The sequence below is a fragment of the Klebsiella sp. CN_Kp113 genome (genome assembly GCF_040064585.1).
Lineage (GTDB): Bacteria > Pseudomonadota > Gammaproteobacteria > Enterobacterales > Enterobacteriaceae > Klebsiella > Klebsiella michiganensis.
Genome location: NZ_JBEAID010000018.1, coordinates 168,846 through 184,232 on the forward strand (window position 1 = coordinate 168,846; position 15,387 = coordinate 184,232).

A 15,387-nucleotide genomic window follows, 5' to 3' on the forward strand; every position below is an offset into this window, starting at 1 on the left:
CCGATAACTTAAAGAACCAGGATTCGTGTTATGACGGCGAAAACAGCAACCAAAATTACCCTGTGGGAGTTTTTCCAGCAGTTAGGGAAAACCTTCATGTTACCCGTGGCGTTGCTCTCCTTTTGCGGGATCATGCTGGGGATCGGCAGCTCTCTGAGCAGCCATGATGTCCTGACGCTCCTGCCGTGGCTGGACGTGCCGCTGCTGCAGGCCGTATTCATCTGGATGGGCAAAGTCGGCTCCTTCGCCTTCAGCTTTCTGCCGGTGATGTTCTGTATCGCCATTCCGCTAGGACTGGCCCGGGAAAACAAAGGCGTCGCCGCGTTTGCCGGTTTTGTCGGCTATGCCGTGATGAATCTGGCGGTTAACTTCTGGCTGACGGCCAAAGGCATTCTGCCGACCACCGATGCCGCCGTCCTCAAAGCGAACAACATCCAGAATATTATCGGCATTCAATCGATCGACACCGGGATCCTCGGCGCGGTGATCGCCGGGATCATCGTCTGGATGCTGCATGAGCGTTTTCACAATATCCGCCTGCCCGACGCGCTGGCCTTTTTTGGCGGCACCCGCTTTGTACCGATTATCACCACCGTGGTTCTCGGCCTGGTCGGTCTGGTCATTCCGCTGATCTGGCCCGTCTTCGCCATGGGGATTAATGCCCTCGGTCACGTCATCAATAGCGCGGGAGATTTCGGACCGATGATTTTCGGTACCGGAGAGCGCCTGCTGCTGCCTTTCGGCCTGCACCATATTCTGGTGGCGCTGATCCGCTTTACCGAGGCGGGGGGAACCATGGACGTTTGCGGCCATAGCGTCAGCGGCGCGCTGACCATTTTCCAGGCCCAGCTCAGTTGCCCCACCACCCACGGCTTCTCCGAAAGCGCGACCCGTTTCCTCTCGCAAGGCAAAATGCCGGCCTTCCTCGGTGGCCTGCCGGGAGCGGCGCTGGCGATGTACCACTGCGCTCGCCCGGAAAACCGCCATAAAATTAAGGGGCTGCTGATTTCCGGCGTTATTGCCTGCGTGGTAGGCGGCACGACCGAGCCGCTGGAATTTTTATTCCTGTTCGTCGCCCCGGTGCTGTACGTTATCCACGCGCTCCTCACCGGACTGGGCTTTACCATGATGGCCATTCTGGGCGTGACTATCGGCAACACTGACGGCAACGTTATCGACTTTGTGGTGTTCGGCATTCTGCACGGTCTGTCAACCAAGTGGTATCTGGTACCGGTGGTCGCGGCCATCTGGTTTGCGGTTTACTACGGTATCTTCCGTTTCGCTATCACCCGTTTTAACCTGAAAACCCCGGGACGCGATATTGAAACCAATAGCGCTTTCGAAAAGGCCGTCACCGGCGTGACCGGAAAATCAGGCTATAACGTTCCGGCGATTCTGGCGGCGCTCGGCGGCGCGGAAAATATCGTTTCGCTCGATAACTGCATCACCCGCCTGCGTCTGTCGGTTAACGACATGAGCAAAGTCGACAGCGCCGCGCTGAAAGCGAATCGCGCCATCGGCGTGGTGCAGCTTAACCAGCACAACCTGCAGGTGGTGATTGGCCCGCAGGTGCAGTCGGTGAAAGATGAAATGGCTGTCCTGATGAATACCGTCGAGGCATAGGCTCCGCCCCCTCCGTACAGGAGGGGGACATGATGAAGGAAGTGCAGATGTTTGATTTTTCAACGCCGGTCGACCGTCACGGCACCTGGTGCACCCAGTGGGATTACGTCGCCGACCGTTTTGGCGCGGCCGACCTGCTGCCCTTTACGATCTCCGACATGGATTTCGCCACCGCCCCCTGCATCATCGATGCCGTCAGCAAACGCCTGGCGCACGGCGTTTTTGGCTACAGCCGCTGGAAAAACGATGAATTCCTCGGCGCGGTGAGCCACTGGTTCGCCAGCCGTTTTCATAGCCCAATCGACCGCGAAGCAATTGTTTACGGGCCGTCGGTTATCTATATGGTGGCGGAGATGATTCGTCAGTGGTCGGCAGCGGGTGACGGTATTGTGGTACACACTCCGGCCTACGATGCCTTTTATAAAACCATTGAAGGCAACCAGCGACGCGTCGCGGCGGTTCCGCTCTCCCTCGACAACCATCAGTGGCGCTGCGATATGGCGCAGCTGGAACGGGTACTGGCTCAGCCGCGTAATACCGTGCTGCTGCTGTGCAGTCCGCATAACCCCACCGGCAAGGTATGGACCCGCGAAGAGCTGGAAACCATGGCGCGGCTGTGCGAGAAGCACGGCGTAAAGGTAATTAGCGACGAGATCCACATGGACATGGTGTGGGACGAACATCAGCACACCCCGTGGTGCGAGGTGGCGCGCAGTCCCTGGGCGCTGTTCACCTCCGGATCGAAAAGCTTCAACATTCCGGCGTTTACCGGCGCATACGGGCTGATTGACGATCCCGCGGCGCGCGAAAGCTATCTGCACGCGCTTAAGGCCCGCGATGGCCTCTCTTCCCCTTCCGTACTGGCGCTGGTGGCGCATATCGCCGCCTATCGCGAGGGCGCCGCCTGGCTGGATGCCCTGCGCGGCTATCTGCAGGAGAATATGCGCTACATCGCGCGCGAACTGAATCAGGCGTTTCCCGAGCTAAACTGGCAGCCGCCGCAGGCGACTTACCTGGCGTGGATTGACCTGCGCCCGCTGGCGGTGGACGATCGCGCCCTGCAAAAAGCACTTATTGAGGAACAGAAGGTCGCCATTATGCCAGGGGACACCTACGGCGATGAAGGTAAGGGTTTTGTCCGCCTGAATGCCGGCTGCCCACGTGAAAAGCTGGAAAAAGGCGTGCAGGGATTAATTGCCGCCCTGGGCTCGCTGCGCTAACTGTTTTCGCTGGCCGCCAACGCGGTAGCGGCCTGTCCGCTACCGCTGACTCTCCGCTCACTCATCCGTCCTCCCCGCACAATAAAACGATATTTTGACGAGACTCAAAAAACGCTATTTCACAAAGGTGTATTTAAATGCCGTTTTTAATTCCCGTCAAAATATTCACCAGGAGGAAAAAATATGAACACCTACGATCGTAACCGTAACGCTATCGCTACCGGCAGCATGGTTATGGTGGCCGACAGCGGCGCGACGGGCGTCATCAAAGCCATCCACGCCGAGGGTAAAACGGCGGAGCAGCTCCGCCGGGCGGACTGCGTGGAAATAGACGGACATCAGGGTTTATATTGCCCGCTAAACCTTATTCGCCTGGGCTTTAATTAATCGCAATATCCGTCATCAATATCTGACCGCGGATCCGCAGGCGTAAAAGGCCACCCAAGCGTGGCCTTTGATATTCTCTTTATCGTTCAATTTGATCCCATCGAGCGTTTTACATTAATAAGCAGCGTATTATCGCCCCTCTTCTACCCGCTACGGGTAATATACCTTCTGAGTTCAGAGGCATCTTCATGACATGGCAACAGTTCAAACAGGCGTGGCTGATTAAATTCTGGTCGCCCGTCCCCGCCGTTATCGCCGCGGGTATTCTCTCAACCTACTACTTTGGCATTACCGGCACCTTCTGGGCCGTCACCGGCGAATTCACCCGCTGGGGTGGGCAATTGCTGCAGCTCGTCGGCGTGCACAGCGAAGAGTGGGGCTACTATAAGCTCATTCATCTCGAGGGCACCCCGCTCACCCGTATCGACGGCATGATGATCATCGGCATGTTCGGCGGCTGTTTCGCCGCCGCGCTGTGGGCGAATAACGTCAAGCTGCGCTTCCCCCGCAGCCGGATCCGCATTCTGCAGGCCGTCGCCGGGGGAATCATCGCCGGTTTCGGCGCCCGTCTGGCGATGGGCTGCAATCTGGCCGCATTTTTTACCGGTATCCCACAGTTTTCTCTGCACGCCTGGTTCTTTGCCATCGCTACCGCTATCGGAACCTGGTTCGGCGCGCGCTTTACCTTACTGCCCATCTTCCGTATTCCGGTAAAAATGCAGAAAGTGTCCCAGGCCTCGCCGCTGACGCAAAAACCTGACCAGGCGCGGCGCCGGTTCCGTCTCGGCATGGTGGTCTTTTTCGCCATGATCGCCTGGGGCCTGCTCACCGCGGCCGATCGGCCGAAGCTCGGCCTGGCGCTGCTGTTTGGCGTCGGATTTGGCCTGCTCATCGAGCGGGCGCAGATCTGCTTCACCTCCGCCTTTCGCGATATGTGGATCACCGGACGTACCAATATGGCGAAGGCGATTATTTTCGGCATGGCCGCCAGCGCTATTGGGATCTTCAGCTACGTGCAGCTGGGTATGGAGCCGAAAATCATGTGGGCGGGGCCCAACGCGGTTATCGGCGGCCTGCTGTTTGGCTTTGGCATCGTCCTGGCGGGCGGCTGCGAAACCGGCTGGATGTACCGCGCGGTGGAAGGTCAGGTGCACTACTGGTGGGTCGGGCTGGGCAACGTTATCGGTTCAACGATCCTCGCCTACTACTGGGACGGGCTCTCTCCGGCGCTGGCCACAAGCTGGGATAAAATCAACCTGCTGGCGACCTTCGGGCCATTCGGCGGCCTGCTGGTGACCTATCTCCTGCTGCTGATCGCGCTGATTCTGGTGATTGGCTGGGAAAAACGGTTTTTCCGCCGCCAGTCTCTCGCCCCCTCGACCGTTAAGGAAAGCGCATGAAAACTCTGGTCCCCGATTATCGCCTCGATATGGTTGGCGAACCCTGCCCCTATCCGGCCATCGCCACGCTCGAAGCCATGCCTTCGCTGAAGAAAGGCGAGATTCTGGAAGTGGTCAGCGACTGTCCGCAGTCGATTAACAACATCCCGCTGGATGCCAAAAACCACGGCTATACCGTGCTCGACATTCAGCAGGATGGGCCAACCATCCGCTATTTGATTCAAAAATAGCCAGAAAAAGCCGGTAGTGGGCTACCGGCTGTCTTCCGCATCACATGCGCTAGCCCGCGCGTCACGGGCCTGAAACGTCAACGATTACCAGCCCTTAACCGCATCGCCTTTGTAAAGCTGCTCTGCTGCCGCGGCCACCTCATCGCTCTGGTAGGCCTTCACCAGGTTTTTCACCTTTTCGCTGTCTTTATTTTCGATACGACTGGCGAAGATATTCACGTAAGGGGAATCTTTGCTTTCCACAAACAGGCCGTTGCGCGACGGCGACAGCCCGACCTGGCTTGAGAAGGTGGTATTGATAATCGCCATGGTTATCTGCTGGTCGTCCAGCGCGCGGGTGAGCTGCGGCGTTTCAATTTCGACGATTTTTAGCTTTTTCGGGTTGTTAATAATATCCAGCGAGGTGGGCAGCAGACCCACGCCGTCCTTCAGCGTAATCAGCCCCTGCTTTTGTAGCAGCAGCAGAGAGCGGCCGAGGTTAGTTGGATCGTTGGGGACCGCCACCTGCGCGCCATCGGGCAGCTGAGCGACCGACGTGATTTTCTTCGAATAGGCCGCTATCGGATAAACGAACGTGGTGCCAACCTGAACCAGCTTATAGCCGCGCTCCTGGATCTGTTTGTCCAGATAGGGCTTATGCTGGAAAGCGTTAGCATCAAGATCGCCATTGTTCAGCGCCTCGTTGGGCAGGACGAAATCATTAAATGTCACCACCTCAACGTCGAGATTGTACTTCTCTTTCGCCACTTTTTGCGCCACCGCCCAGACTTCCTGGTCAACGCCTGCGCTTATGCCCACTTTGATGTGGTTGGGGTCCTGCTCGCTAGGTTTGCAGGCGGCCAGCAGCAGCGAGCCTGCGACAACCAGCGGTACCGCGACTTTTTTTAACGTGAAGATCATATTCCCAGAGTCCTTTTTAAAATTGCCTGCCATTCATTGCAGGAAAACCAGCGCCTGAGACTATAGAAAATCTCGGGCGCGAAATTAAATACTGATTGTCTATGATTAATAGCGTTTTGCTATGAGCGATTTCGTCATTGCTCCCTTTGAGAGGGCAATCTTCCCTTCCCTCACCGTTTTCCCTTGTATTGTTCGGTAATTTTCTCCGCTTTTAACCATTTATCGTTCTGATGTACAATGACGCGCACTTTAACTAAAAAAAGAGTGCGACCATGATTGATTTAACTTTGCCATTAACCGACATCCATCGCCACCTTGATGGTAATATCCGGGCCCAAACCATTCTCGATCTTGGCCGCCAGTACAACCTCGCCCTTCCGGCAGACACCCTCGACACCTTACGTCCTCATGTACAGGTCACCAGCAATGAGCCTGATCTGGTCAGCTTCCTCGCTAAGCTGGACTGGGGCGTAAAGGTACTGGCCTCGCTGGAAGCCTGCCGCCGCGTCGCTTATGAAAACCTCGAAGATGCCGCTCGCAACGGCCTGCACTACGTTGAACTGCGTTTCTCTCCGCGCTATATGGCGATGACCCACCAGCTGCCGGTCGCGGGCGTAGTCGAAGCGGTGATCGCCGGGGTTAAAGAAGGCAGCCGCGACTTTAACGTTGAGGCCCGCCTGATCGGCATTCTGAGCCGCACCTTTGGCGAAGCGGCCTGCGAAGAGGAGCTTGCGGCCCTGCTCGCCCATCGCGATGGCATCACCGCCCTCGACCTCGCCGGGGATGAGCTCGGCTTCCCGGGAAATCTGTTTATGGATCACTTCAGCCGCGCGCGCGATGCGGGCTGGCGCATCACCGTACATGCGGGCGAAGCCGCTGGCCCGGAAAGCATCTGGCAGGCGATTCGCGAACTGGGCGCCGAGCGTATCGGCCACGGCGTGAAGGCGGTGCAGGATCCGGCGCTGATGGATTATCTCGCCGCGCAGCGAATCGGGATTGAGTCCTGCCTGACCTCTAATATTCAGACCAGCACCGTGCCATCCCTGGCCGAGCATCCGCTGAAAACATTCCTTGAACACGGCGTGCTGGCCTGCATCAATACCGACGACCCTGCCGTTCAGGGCGTCGATATTATCCACGAATACACCGTCGCCGCCCCGGCTGCCGGTTTAAGCCGCGAGCAAATTCGCCAGGCGCAGAGAAACGGTCTGGAGCTCGCCTTTTTAAGCGCCCAGGAAAAAGCGGCGCTGATCCAGCGCGTGCAGCAGGCTTGATGTTTCTCCCCCGTGCCAGCACGGGGGGAAGCTCAATCAGCGCCTGGCCAGCGCGTTTCGTCAGGTCGGCCTAATTCAGGCACAGCGTCGCCCGATGCCTGGCCGACTCCAGCCCAAGCTCAATCAGCTCCATAATCTGAATCGCCTGGCTTGCCGGAACCGGGTTAACGCCGATGCCATTAAGCGCATCGCGAATGGCGGCGTAATAGGCCGGATAGTTGCCCGGTAGCGTCAGCCACGACTCCTCGGTGATTTCCTCGCCTTCGGCACGCGTCAGCAGCCCGTCGCGCATATCGTACCCCCAATCCTCCTGCGGCAGGTGCTCGCCGCTTTTCAGCCGTTCTTCCTGCGGATCAAGGCCGTATTTCACATAGCTTCCCCGCGAACCGTGGATGATAAAGCGCGCCGTTTCCGCCGCGGCCACCAGGGTTCCGTGCAGCACCACGCGACGCTGCGGCCAGGCCAACACCGCATGAAAATAGTCTGTGGACTGGGAGCCAGGCCGTAGCTGAGCCAGGTCGACCTGCATACTCACCGGCAGACCGAAGAGATTTACCACCTGGTCCAGCAGATGCGGGGCAAGATCGTACCAGATGCCGCTGCCCGGCCCACCTTGCTCGCGCCAGCGTTGCCGTACCTGCGGTCGATAGCGGTCGAAATGCGACTCAAAATAGCCGACTTCCCCTAACAGGCCTTCGTTAATCAGCGACTTCACCGTCAGAAAATCGCTGTCCCAGCGGCGGTTATGGAACACGGACAGCAGTCGCCCCTCGCTTTTGGCAATGGCCTCAAGCTCGCGAGCCTGTGACAGTGTCACGGTAAACGGTTTATCCACCACTACATGCTTGCCCGCTTCCAGCGCAGCTTTCGCCAGCGGGAAATGGGTATCATTGGGCGTGGGGATCACCACCAGATCGATATCGGGGTCGCTAAAGAGCGCCTGCGGTGCGGTCACCACCTTCACCGCAGGCCAGTCGGCCAGCACTTTCGTTTCATCGCTGCTCGAGACCGCCGCCAGCGTCATCCCCGGCGTACCGCTGACCAGCGGCGCATGAAAGGTTTTGCTCGCATAGCCGTACCCGATTAAACCTACCCGGATAGGGTCACTCATTTTTCTGCCCCCTTAACGAAATGTCGCAGCCGCACTAACACCGCGATTCTGAACGCATCTTCGACGCGTTTGCCCCTGCACCGGTTGCTCAGCTTTACGCCATTTGCGCAGCTAAGATCATGTAACACTTGCGTTACTTCAGCCGTTGAGTACCATTTCAGTCTGGTTTCACCATTTGCCGTAGAGTTATGGAAAACGTTTTTAACCGTATTGTAGAACTTATTGGCTGGATTGTTTTGGGCGTTTCGGCCCTGCTTTTAGTTATCGCTCATCATATTGATAACTACCAGTCCCCGCCTGCCGTTGATGCTGTTCAGACGAAGCCGCTGTCGAAATAAACAGTGACCCGCTTCGCAACTATGCAACCGGTTTCTGAAACCGGTTGCATAGTTGCATACGCCTTTATTACACTCTCTTTATCAATCGATAAGGAGTTTCTTCATGTCCAAATTCCCGCAACACTTTTTATGGGGCGCCGCGACCGCGGCCTGGCAGGTTGAAGGCGGTCACGATGCCGACGGCAAAGGCCCTTCTATCTGGGATATTTATTCCCACCTTCCGGGCACCACCTATCAGGGGACGACCGGTGACGTCGCCGTTGACCACTACCATCGTTTTCGCGAAGACGTAGCGCTGATGGCGGAAATGGGTTTGCAAAGCTATCGCTTTTCTATTTCCTGGCCCCGCCTGCTGCCTGGCGGCCGCGGTGAAGTGAACGAGGCTGGCGTCCAATTCTACAGCGACCTGATTGACGAACTGCTGGCGCATAACATTGAACCGATGATTACCCTGTACCACTGGGACCTTCCCCAGGCGCTGCAGGATGAAGGCGGCTGGGAGGCGCGCAGTACCGCGGAAGCCTTCGCTGAGTACGCTCGCCTGTGCTATCAACGTTTTGGCTCCCGGGTCAAACTGTGGGCAACCTTTAACGAGACTATCGTCTTTATCGGCCACGGTTACATTAACGGCCTCCATCCTCCTGCGGTGCGCGATCCGGCGCGCGCCATTCAGGCCTGCCATCACGTCTTTATCGCCCATGCGCTGGCCGTGAAAGCGTTTCGTGAAATGGGCGTGGCGGGGGAGATAGGGTTTGTCAACGTGCTGCAGCCGCACACCGCATTAACCGACAGTGAGGAAGATAAGCGGGCGACAGAGATGGCGGACGCCATCCATACCCACTGGCTCTACGATCCGGTATTAAAAGGCGGCTATCCCGAAGAGCTACTGCAGCAGACCCGGGCGCTGTGGGGGGTTCCGGTCTTTGAACCGGGAGACGACGCGCTGCTGCGTGACAACCGCTGTGACTTTATCGGCCTGAACTACTATCGCCGTGAAACCGTGTCGGCGCAGCCTCCTGAAGTACCGACCGGCGGCGAGCCGGGCGTGGATGGGCTCTTCCACTTCGTGCGCAACCCGCAAAGCACCTATACCGAATGGGGCTGGGAAATTTGGCCTCAGGGCTTAACCGACGGGATCATGATGATTAAAGCGCGCTACGGTGATATTCCGATCTACATCACCGAAAACGGCCTGGGGGCAATAGACCCGATTATCAATGGCGAAATCGTCGACGACCCGCGGATTGACTATCTCAGTAGCCATATTACCGCGCTGGAAAAAGCGCTGGAACAGGGCGCCGACGTGCGCGGCTACTACCCCTGGTCCTTTATTGATCTTTTGAGCTGGCTGAACGGTTATAAAAAACAATACGGATTCGTTTATGTCGATCACCAGCAAAATCTGGCGCGTAAACGGAAAAAGAGTTTTTTCTGGTACCAAAACGTTATTGCCAGCCGAGGCGAACAGCGTTAATCTTCTCTCCCAGGCGCCTTCCGGCGCCTGATTCAGTTCTGGAATACTCTTAAATTTCTTTTTACCAGGCCGGAAACATCATCTGTTCTTGTCACCGGTATTTACAACCGAAATAATTGCATACAGTTTATCTTAGAAAGGAACTGCCGGTTGAGAACAGGTTTACTCAGTATGGGTATATTCAACTTAATTTATTCCGATTATAAAATGGATACGCAAATGACCGTTCAGGACTACTTATTAAAATTTCGTAAAATCAGTTCGCTGGAAAGTCTGGAAAAACTTTTTGATCACCTTAACTATTCCCTGACCGATAACGAAGAGATCGTCAACATGTATCGCGCAGCCGACCATCGCCGGGCGGAGCTGGTTTCTGGCGGCAAATTGTTCAACATCGGCGAAGTGCCCAAGTCCGTCTGGCGCTACGTGCAATAAAGACTGTCATCATTCACGCCAGTTGCTTATACTTCCGCCCTGCTTTTATTTATAACTGGCGTTGAATTCTGGAGTAATAATGTCTTCTGACTCTGTGGAACGTATTGGCGGATGGCTTCTGGCACCGCTGGCATGGCTCCTGGTAGCCCTGCTTAGCGCCTCATTGTCGCTGCTGTTTTTTGCTGATGCCCTGATGTCTTCCCAGACTTACACATTGCTGAGCGCGATGAGTATCGAACATCTCGCCCTGTGGATCGCCTCCTTAGCCTTTGCGATCGCCATGTGGTACTACACGCTGTGGTTGACCATCGCCTTCTTTAAACGGCGGAAAGGGGTACCGAAGCACTACATTATCTGGCTGCTGATCACGCTTCTACTGGCGGTAAAAGCCTTTGCCTTTTCCCCGATTTCCGACGCGCTCGCGCTGCGCCAGCTGCTTTTCCCTCTCCTCGCCGCAGCGCTGCTTGCGCCCTATTTCAGGCGTTCTCAACGGGTTAAGCGGACCTTTGTGAATCCGTAATAACCACACAGTTAACCTGTTGTCGCCGGTATCGATTTATTCGATAATAGACGGCTTTTTCTATTTCAGGTCGAATGATGGCTGATTATTTACTGCTCTTTGTTGGCACTGTCCTGGTTAACAACTTCGTGCTGGTGAAGTTTCTTGGACTGTGCCCGTTTATGGGGGTTTCCAAAAAGCTGGAAGCCGCTATGGGGATGGGGCTCGCCACCACGTTTGTGATGACGCTGGCCTCTATTTGCGCCTGGTTAATTGATACCTGGATCCTTATCCCGCTGGATCTGGTCTATTTACGTACGCTGGCCTTTATCCTGGTCATCGCCGTGGTGGTGCAGTTTACCGAAATGGTCGTGCGTAAAACCAGCCCGGCGCTGTATCGCCTGCTGGGCATCTTCCTGCCGCTGATCACCACCAACTGCGCGGTGCTCGGCGTGGCGCTGCTCAACATTAACCTTGGGCATAATTTCCTGCAATCGGCGCTGTACGGTTTTGCCGCCGCGGTCGGTTTTTCGCTGGTTATGGTGCTTTTCGCCTCCATTCGCGAGCGGCTGGTGGTAGCGGATGTTCCCGCGCCGTTTCGCGGTAACGCGATTGCGCTGGTCACCGCAGGTTTAATGTCCCTTGCTTTTATGGGCTTTAGTGGTTTGGTGAAGTTGTAATGAACGCTGTCTGGATAGCCGTGGTCGCCATTAGCCTGCTGGGGCTAATTTTCGGCTTAATTCTGGGGTACGCCTCCCGCCGCTTTGAGGTGGAAGATGACCCGGTGGTGGAAAAAATTGATGCCCTGCTTCCGCAGAGCCAGTGCGGCCAGTGCGGCTACCCTGGCTGTCGTCCCTACGCTGAAGCGGTGGGGACCCAGGGCGAGAAAATCAACTGCTGCGCCCCCGGCGGCGAAGCGGTGATGCTGAAAATCGCCGAGCTATTGAACGTCGATCCGCAGCCGACAGACGGCGATGCGCAGGAAGCCGAACCGGCGCGAATGCTGGCGGTGATCGACGAGGCGAACTGCATCGGCTGCACAAAATGCATTCAGGCCTGTCCCGTCGATGCCATCGTCGGCGCCACGCGCGCCATGCATACGGTGATGAGCGATCTCTGTACCGGCTGTAATCTTTGCGTCGCGCCTTGTCCGACGCAATGTATTGAACTGCGCCCGGTGGCGCCGACGACAGAAACCTGGAAATGGGATCTTCAGACCATCCCGGTACGCATTATTCCCGTGGAACAACATGTTTAAGTTATTTTCCGCTTTTCGCAAAGATAAAGTCTGGGACTTCAACGGCGGCATCCATCCGCCAGAAATGAAAACCCAGTCCAACGGTACCCCGCTGCGTCAGGTTTCACTGCCGCAGCGTTTTGTCATTCCGCTAAAACAGCATATTGGCGCGGAAGGTGAGCTCTGCGTTCAGCCTGGCGATCGCGTCCTGCGCGGCCAGCCGTTAACGCGCGGCTGGGGCAGAATGCTGCCGGTGCACGCCCCGACGTCCGGTACGGTGGCGGCCATTGCTCCCCACTCTACCGCCCACCCTTCCGCGCTGGCGGAAATGAGCGTGATTATTGATGCCGATGGCGAAGACCGCTGGATTGAACGCGATGGCTGGAACGATTACCAGAATAAATCCCGCGAAGCGCTGATTGAGCGTATTCACCAGTTTGGCGTGGCCGGACTGGGCGGCGCGGGTTTCCCGACCGGTGCCAAGCTGCGCGGCGGCGGCGACAAAATCGACACACTCATTATCAACGCCGCCGAGTGCGAACCCTATATTACCGCCGACGACCGTCTGATGCAGGATTGCGCGGCGCAGATCGTCGAGGGTATTCGCATCCTTGCCCATATTCTGCAGCCAGCTCAGGTACTGATCGGCATCGAGGATAATAAACCGCAGGCGATTTCGATGCTGCGCGCGGTATTAGCCGACACGCACGGTATTTCCCTGCGCGTGATCCCCACGAAATATCCCTCCGGCGGCGCGAAACAGCTGACGCAGATCCTTACCGGCAAGCAGGTACCTCACGGCGGACGCTCCTCTGACATCGGCGTGCTGATGCAGAACGTCGGCACCGCCTATGCGGTGAAACGCGCGGTAATCGACGGCGAGCCGCTGACGGAGCGCGTCGTCACCCTGACAGGGGAAGCGATCTCGCGTCCGGGCAACGTCTGGGCGCGCCTCGGCACTCCGGTCAGCCATCTGCTCAACGATGCCGGTTTCTGTCCAAGCGGCGATCCTATGGTAATTATGGGCGGGCCGCTGATGGGCTTCACCCTGCCGTGGCTCGACGTGCCGGTCGTGAAAATCACCAACTGTCTGCTGGCGCCGTCGGCGAGCGAAATGGGCGAGCCGGAAGAGGAAAAAGGCTGCATCCGCTGCAGCGCCTGCGCGGACGCCTGCCCGGCCGATCTTCTGCCGCAGCAGCTTTATTGGTTCAGCAAAGGCCAGCAGCACGACAAAGCCACCAGCCATAACCTGGCGGATTGCATTGAGTGCGGCGCCTGCGCTTGGGTCTGTCCAAGCAATATCCCGCTGGTGCAGTACTTCCGCCAGGAAAAAGCGGAGATTTACGCGCTTGCTCAGGAAGAGAAACGCGCGGCGGAGGCGAAATTACGCTTTGAGGCCCGTCAGGCGCGTCTTGAGCGCGATAAAGCCGCGCGTCTTGAACGGCATAAGCAGGCCGCGGTCCAGCCCGCGGCGAAAGATCAGGACGCGATTAACGCCGCCCTTGCCCGGGTACGGGAAAAGCAGCGTGACGCGGCGCAGCCGATTATCGTGCTCTCCGGCGCCAAACCGGATAACAGCGAAGCCATTGCCGCCCGCGAAGCCCGCAAGGCCGAGGCCCGGGCACGCAAAGCTCAGCAACAGGCACAAAGCAACGTCGCCGGGCCGTCATCTGACGCCGCCGTTGACCCGCGCAAAGCCGCCGTCGAGGCCGCCATCGCCCGAGCCAAAGCGCGCAAAGTCGAACAGCAGGCGGTTCCTGCGGAAGACGCCCCAGCAGAGCAGCCCGCCGCCAGTGACCCGCGCAAAGCCGCCGTCGAGGTCGCCATCGCCCGGGCCAAAGCGCGTAAAGCCCAACAGCAGGCGGTTCCTGCGGAAGACGCCCCAGCCGAGCAGCCCGCCGCCGTTGACCCGCGCAAGGCCGCCGTCGAGGCCGCCATCGCCCGCGCCAAAGCGCGTAAAGCCCAACAGCAGGCCGCTCCGGCAGAAGACGCCCCAGCGGAGCAGCCCGCCGCCGTTGACCCGCGCAAGGCCGCCGTTGAGGCCGCCATCGCCCGGGCTAAAGCGCGTAAAGCAGAACAACAGCAACAAGCAGTTCCCCCGTCGGCAGCCAATGATGACGCCCGCAAAGCGGCAGTCGCTGAAGCAATCGCCCGCGTTCAGGCCCGGAAAGCATCCCGGCAGGCAGTTAACGAGGATTAAATGGTTTTCAGAATCGCAAGTTCCCCTTATACCCACAATCAGCGCCAGACTTCGCGGATTATGCTGCTGGTGCTGCTCGCCGCCGTGCCCGGCATCGCGGTTCAGACCTGGTTTTTCGGCTGGGGTACCGTGCTGCAAATTATCCTTGCCGCCATCACGGCGTGGGGAGCCGAAGCGGCCATCCTTAAACTGCGCAAACAAAATATTCCCGCGATCCTCGCCGATAACTCCGCGCTGCTGACCGGCCTGCTGCTGGCCATCAGTATTCCGCCTTTTGCTCCCTGGTGGATGGTGGTGCTGGGGACCGCGTTCGCGGTGATCATCGCTAAACAGCTCTACGGTGGTCTGGGTCATAATCCTTTTAACCCGGCGATGATCGGCTATGTCGTCCTGCTCATCTCCTTCCCGGTCCAGATGACTTCGTGGCTCCCGCCGCATGAGATAGCCGCCAATGTTCCCGGATTTAGCGACGCGCTGCGGATGATTTTCACAGGCCATACGGCGAGCGGTGGAGACATGAACAGCCTGCGAATGGGCATTGACGGTATCAGCCAGGCCACGCCGCTGGATACCTTCAAAACCTCGCTTCATGCCGGTCACGCGGTTGAAGAGATTCTCCAGTATCCTGTCTACGGCGGCGCGCTCGCCGGCCTCGGCTGGCAGTGGGTTAACGTGGCGTATCTGGCGGGTGGTCTGTTCCTGTTATGGCAGAAAGCCATTCGCTGGCATATTCCGGTCAGTTTTCTGCTGAGCCTTGCCGTTTGTGCTACCCTCGGATGGCTGTTCTCCCCGGAAAGCCTCGCCTCGCCGCTGATTCATCTGCTGTCCGGCGCCACCATGCTGGGCGCGTTCTTTATTCTGACGGATCCGGTTACCGCCTCCACCACCAATCGCGGACGCCTGATCTTCGGCGCGCTGGCGGGATTACTGGTATGGCTAATTCGCAGCTTTGGCGGCTATCCGGATGGCGTGGCCTTTGCCGTTCTGCTGGCCAATATTACCGTTCCCTTGATCGATTACTATACGCGCCCGCGCGCGTACGGCCACCGCTGAGGACCC

At 57.7% G+C, this 15,387-nt stretch carries 16 protein-coding genes; 14 read left to right on the forward strand and 2 right to left on the reverse strand.

Translation table 11 applies throughout. From position 1 onward, the window contains the following. The first annotated feature begins 30 nt into the window (after positions 1-30). The 5 genes from malX (at position 31) to yedF (ending at position 4,860) form a co-directional block, all read left to right on the forward strand. Positions 31-1,623, forward strand: coding sequence for a maltose/glucose-specific PTS transporter subunit IIBC (gene malX, locus ABLV30_RS10870; RefSeq protein ID WP_004119586.1), 1,593 nt, complete (start codon positions 31-33; stop codon positions 1,621-1,623). 47 nt (positions 1,624-1,670) lie between these two features. Next, the gene (locus ABLV30_RS10875) at positions 1,671-2,843 is read left to right on the forward strand and encodes a MalY/PatB family protein (RefSeq protein WP_148851299.1); all 1,173 of its coding nucleotides are present in this window, start codon (positions 1,671-1,673) and stop codon (positions 2,841-2,843) included. 183 nt (positions 2,844-3,026) lie between these two features. Beyond that, positions 3,027-3,230: a putative selenium delivery protein YdfZ gene (gene ydfZ, locus ABLV30_RS10880; protein WP_004851411.1), complete on the forward strand. Its 204-nt coding sequence runs from the start codon at positions 3,027-3,029 to the stop codon at positions 3,228-3,230. A gap of 188 nt (positions 3,231-3,418) precedes the next feature. Further along, positions 3,419-4,630, forward strand: coding sequence for a selenium metabolism membrane protein YedE/FdhT (gene yedE, locus ABLV30_RS10885; protein ID WP_025105821.1), 1,212 nt, complete (start codon positions 3,419-3,421; stop codon positions 4,628-4,630). After that, a complete protein-coding gene (yedF, locus tag ABLV30_RS10890; protein ID WP_004102619.1) occupies positions 4,627-4,860 on the forward strand; it encodes a sulfurtransferase-like selenium metabolism protein YedF in 234 nt (77 codons plus the stop codon). The genes yedE and yedF overlap by 4 nt, the downstream gene beginning before the upstream one ends. Positions 4,861-4,944: 84 nt before the next feature. On the opposite strand, the gene metQ is transcribed toward yedF, so the two are convergent. Next, positions 4,945-5,760: a methionine ABC transporter substrate-binding lipoprotein MetQ gene (gene metQ / locus ABLV30_RS10895; protein ID WP_348865597.1), complete on the reverse strand. Its 816-nt coding sequence runs from the start codon at positions 5,758-5,760 to the stop codon at positions 4,945-4,947. Between the two features lie 272 nt (positions 5,761-6,032). On the opposite strand from metQ, the gene add reads away from it, so the two are divergent. Beyond that, complete coding sequence (add, locus tag ABLV30_RS10900; protein WP_025105823.1) at positions 6,033-7,034, forward strand: adenosine deaminase; 1,002 nt, start codon at positions 6,033-6,035, stop codon at positions 7,032-7,034. A 70-nt stretch (positions 7,035-7,104) separates the two neighbouring features. On the opposite strand, the gene ABLV30_RS10905 is transcribed toward add, so the two are convergent. Beyond that, positions 7,105-8,145, reverse strand: a complete 1,041-nt coding sequence (locus tag ABLV30_RS10905; protein ID WP_348865598.1) for an oxidoreductase — start codon at positions 8,143-8,145, stop codon at positions 7,105-7,107. Between the two features lie 188 nt (positions 8,146-8,333). On the opposite strand from ABLV30_RS10905, the gene blr reads away from it, so the two are divergent. From blr to rsxD, 8 genes are all read left to right on the forward strand, one after another. Continuing rightward, on the forward strand, positions 8,334-8,483 hold the full coding sequence (gene blr / locus ABLV30_RS10910) for a division septum protein Blr (RefSeq protein ID WP_014229585.1): 150 nt from the start codon (positions 8,334-8,336) through the stop codon (positions 8,481-8,483). 103 nt (positions 8,484-8,586) lie between these two features. Then, positions 8,587-9,957, forward strand: a complete 1,371-nt coding sequence (locus ABLV30_RS10915; protein WP_025105825.1) for a GH1 family beta-glucosidase — start codon at positions 8,587-8,589, stop codon at positions 9,955-9,957. A 219-nt stretch (positions 9,958-10,176) separates the two neighbouring features. Beyond that, positions 10,177-10,392 carry a transcription modulator YdgT gene (gene ydgT / locus ABLV30_RS10920; protein ID WP_004134363.1) on the forward strand — a complete coding sequence of 72 codons (216 nt, stop codon included), beginning with the start codon at positions 10,177-10,179 and terminating at the stop codon, positions 10,390-10,392. A 79-nt stretch (positions 10,393-10,471) separates the two neighbouring features. Continuing rightward, on the forward strand, positions 10,472-10,912 hold the full coding sequence (locus tag ABLV30_RS10925; protein WP_004851426.1) for a DUF2569 domain-containing protein: 441 nt from the start codon (positions 10,472-10,474) through the stop codon (positions 10,910-10,912). A gap of 77 nt (positions 10,913-10,989) precedes the next feature. Continuing rightward, positions 10,990-11,571 (forward strand): electron transport complex subunit RsxA, encoded by a 582-nt coding sequence (gene rsxA, locus ABLV30_RS10930; RefSeq protein WP_004102633.1) that lies wholly within the window; start codon positions 10,990-10,992, stop codon positions 11,569-11,571. After that, a complete protein-coding gene (rsxB, locus tag ABLV30_RS10935; protein ID WP_025105826.1) occupies positions 11,571-12,149 on the forward strand; it encodes an electron transport complex subunit RsxB in 579 nt (192 codons plus the stop codon). The genes rsxA and rsxB overlap by 1 nt, the downstream gene beginning before the upstream one ends. After that, a complete protein-coding gene (gene rsxC, locus ABLV30_RS10940; RefSeq protein WP_154950896.1) occupies positions 12,142-14,328 on the forward strand; it encodes an electron transport complex subunit RsxC in 2,187 nt (728 codons plus the stop codon). Before rsxB ends, rsxC begins: the two co-directional genes overlap by 8 nt. Further along, complete coding sequence (gene rsxD / locus ABLV30_RS10945) at positions 14,329-15,381, forward strand: electron transport complex subunit RsxD (RefSeq protein ID WP_103814329.1); 1,053 nt, start codon at positions 14,329-14,331, stop codon at positions 15,379-15,381. The last annotated feature ends 6 nt before the right edge of the window (positions 15,382-15,387 follow it).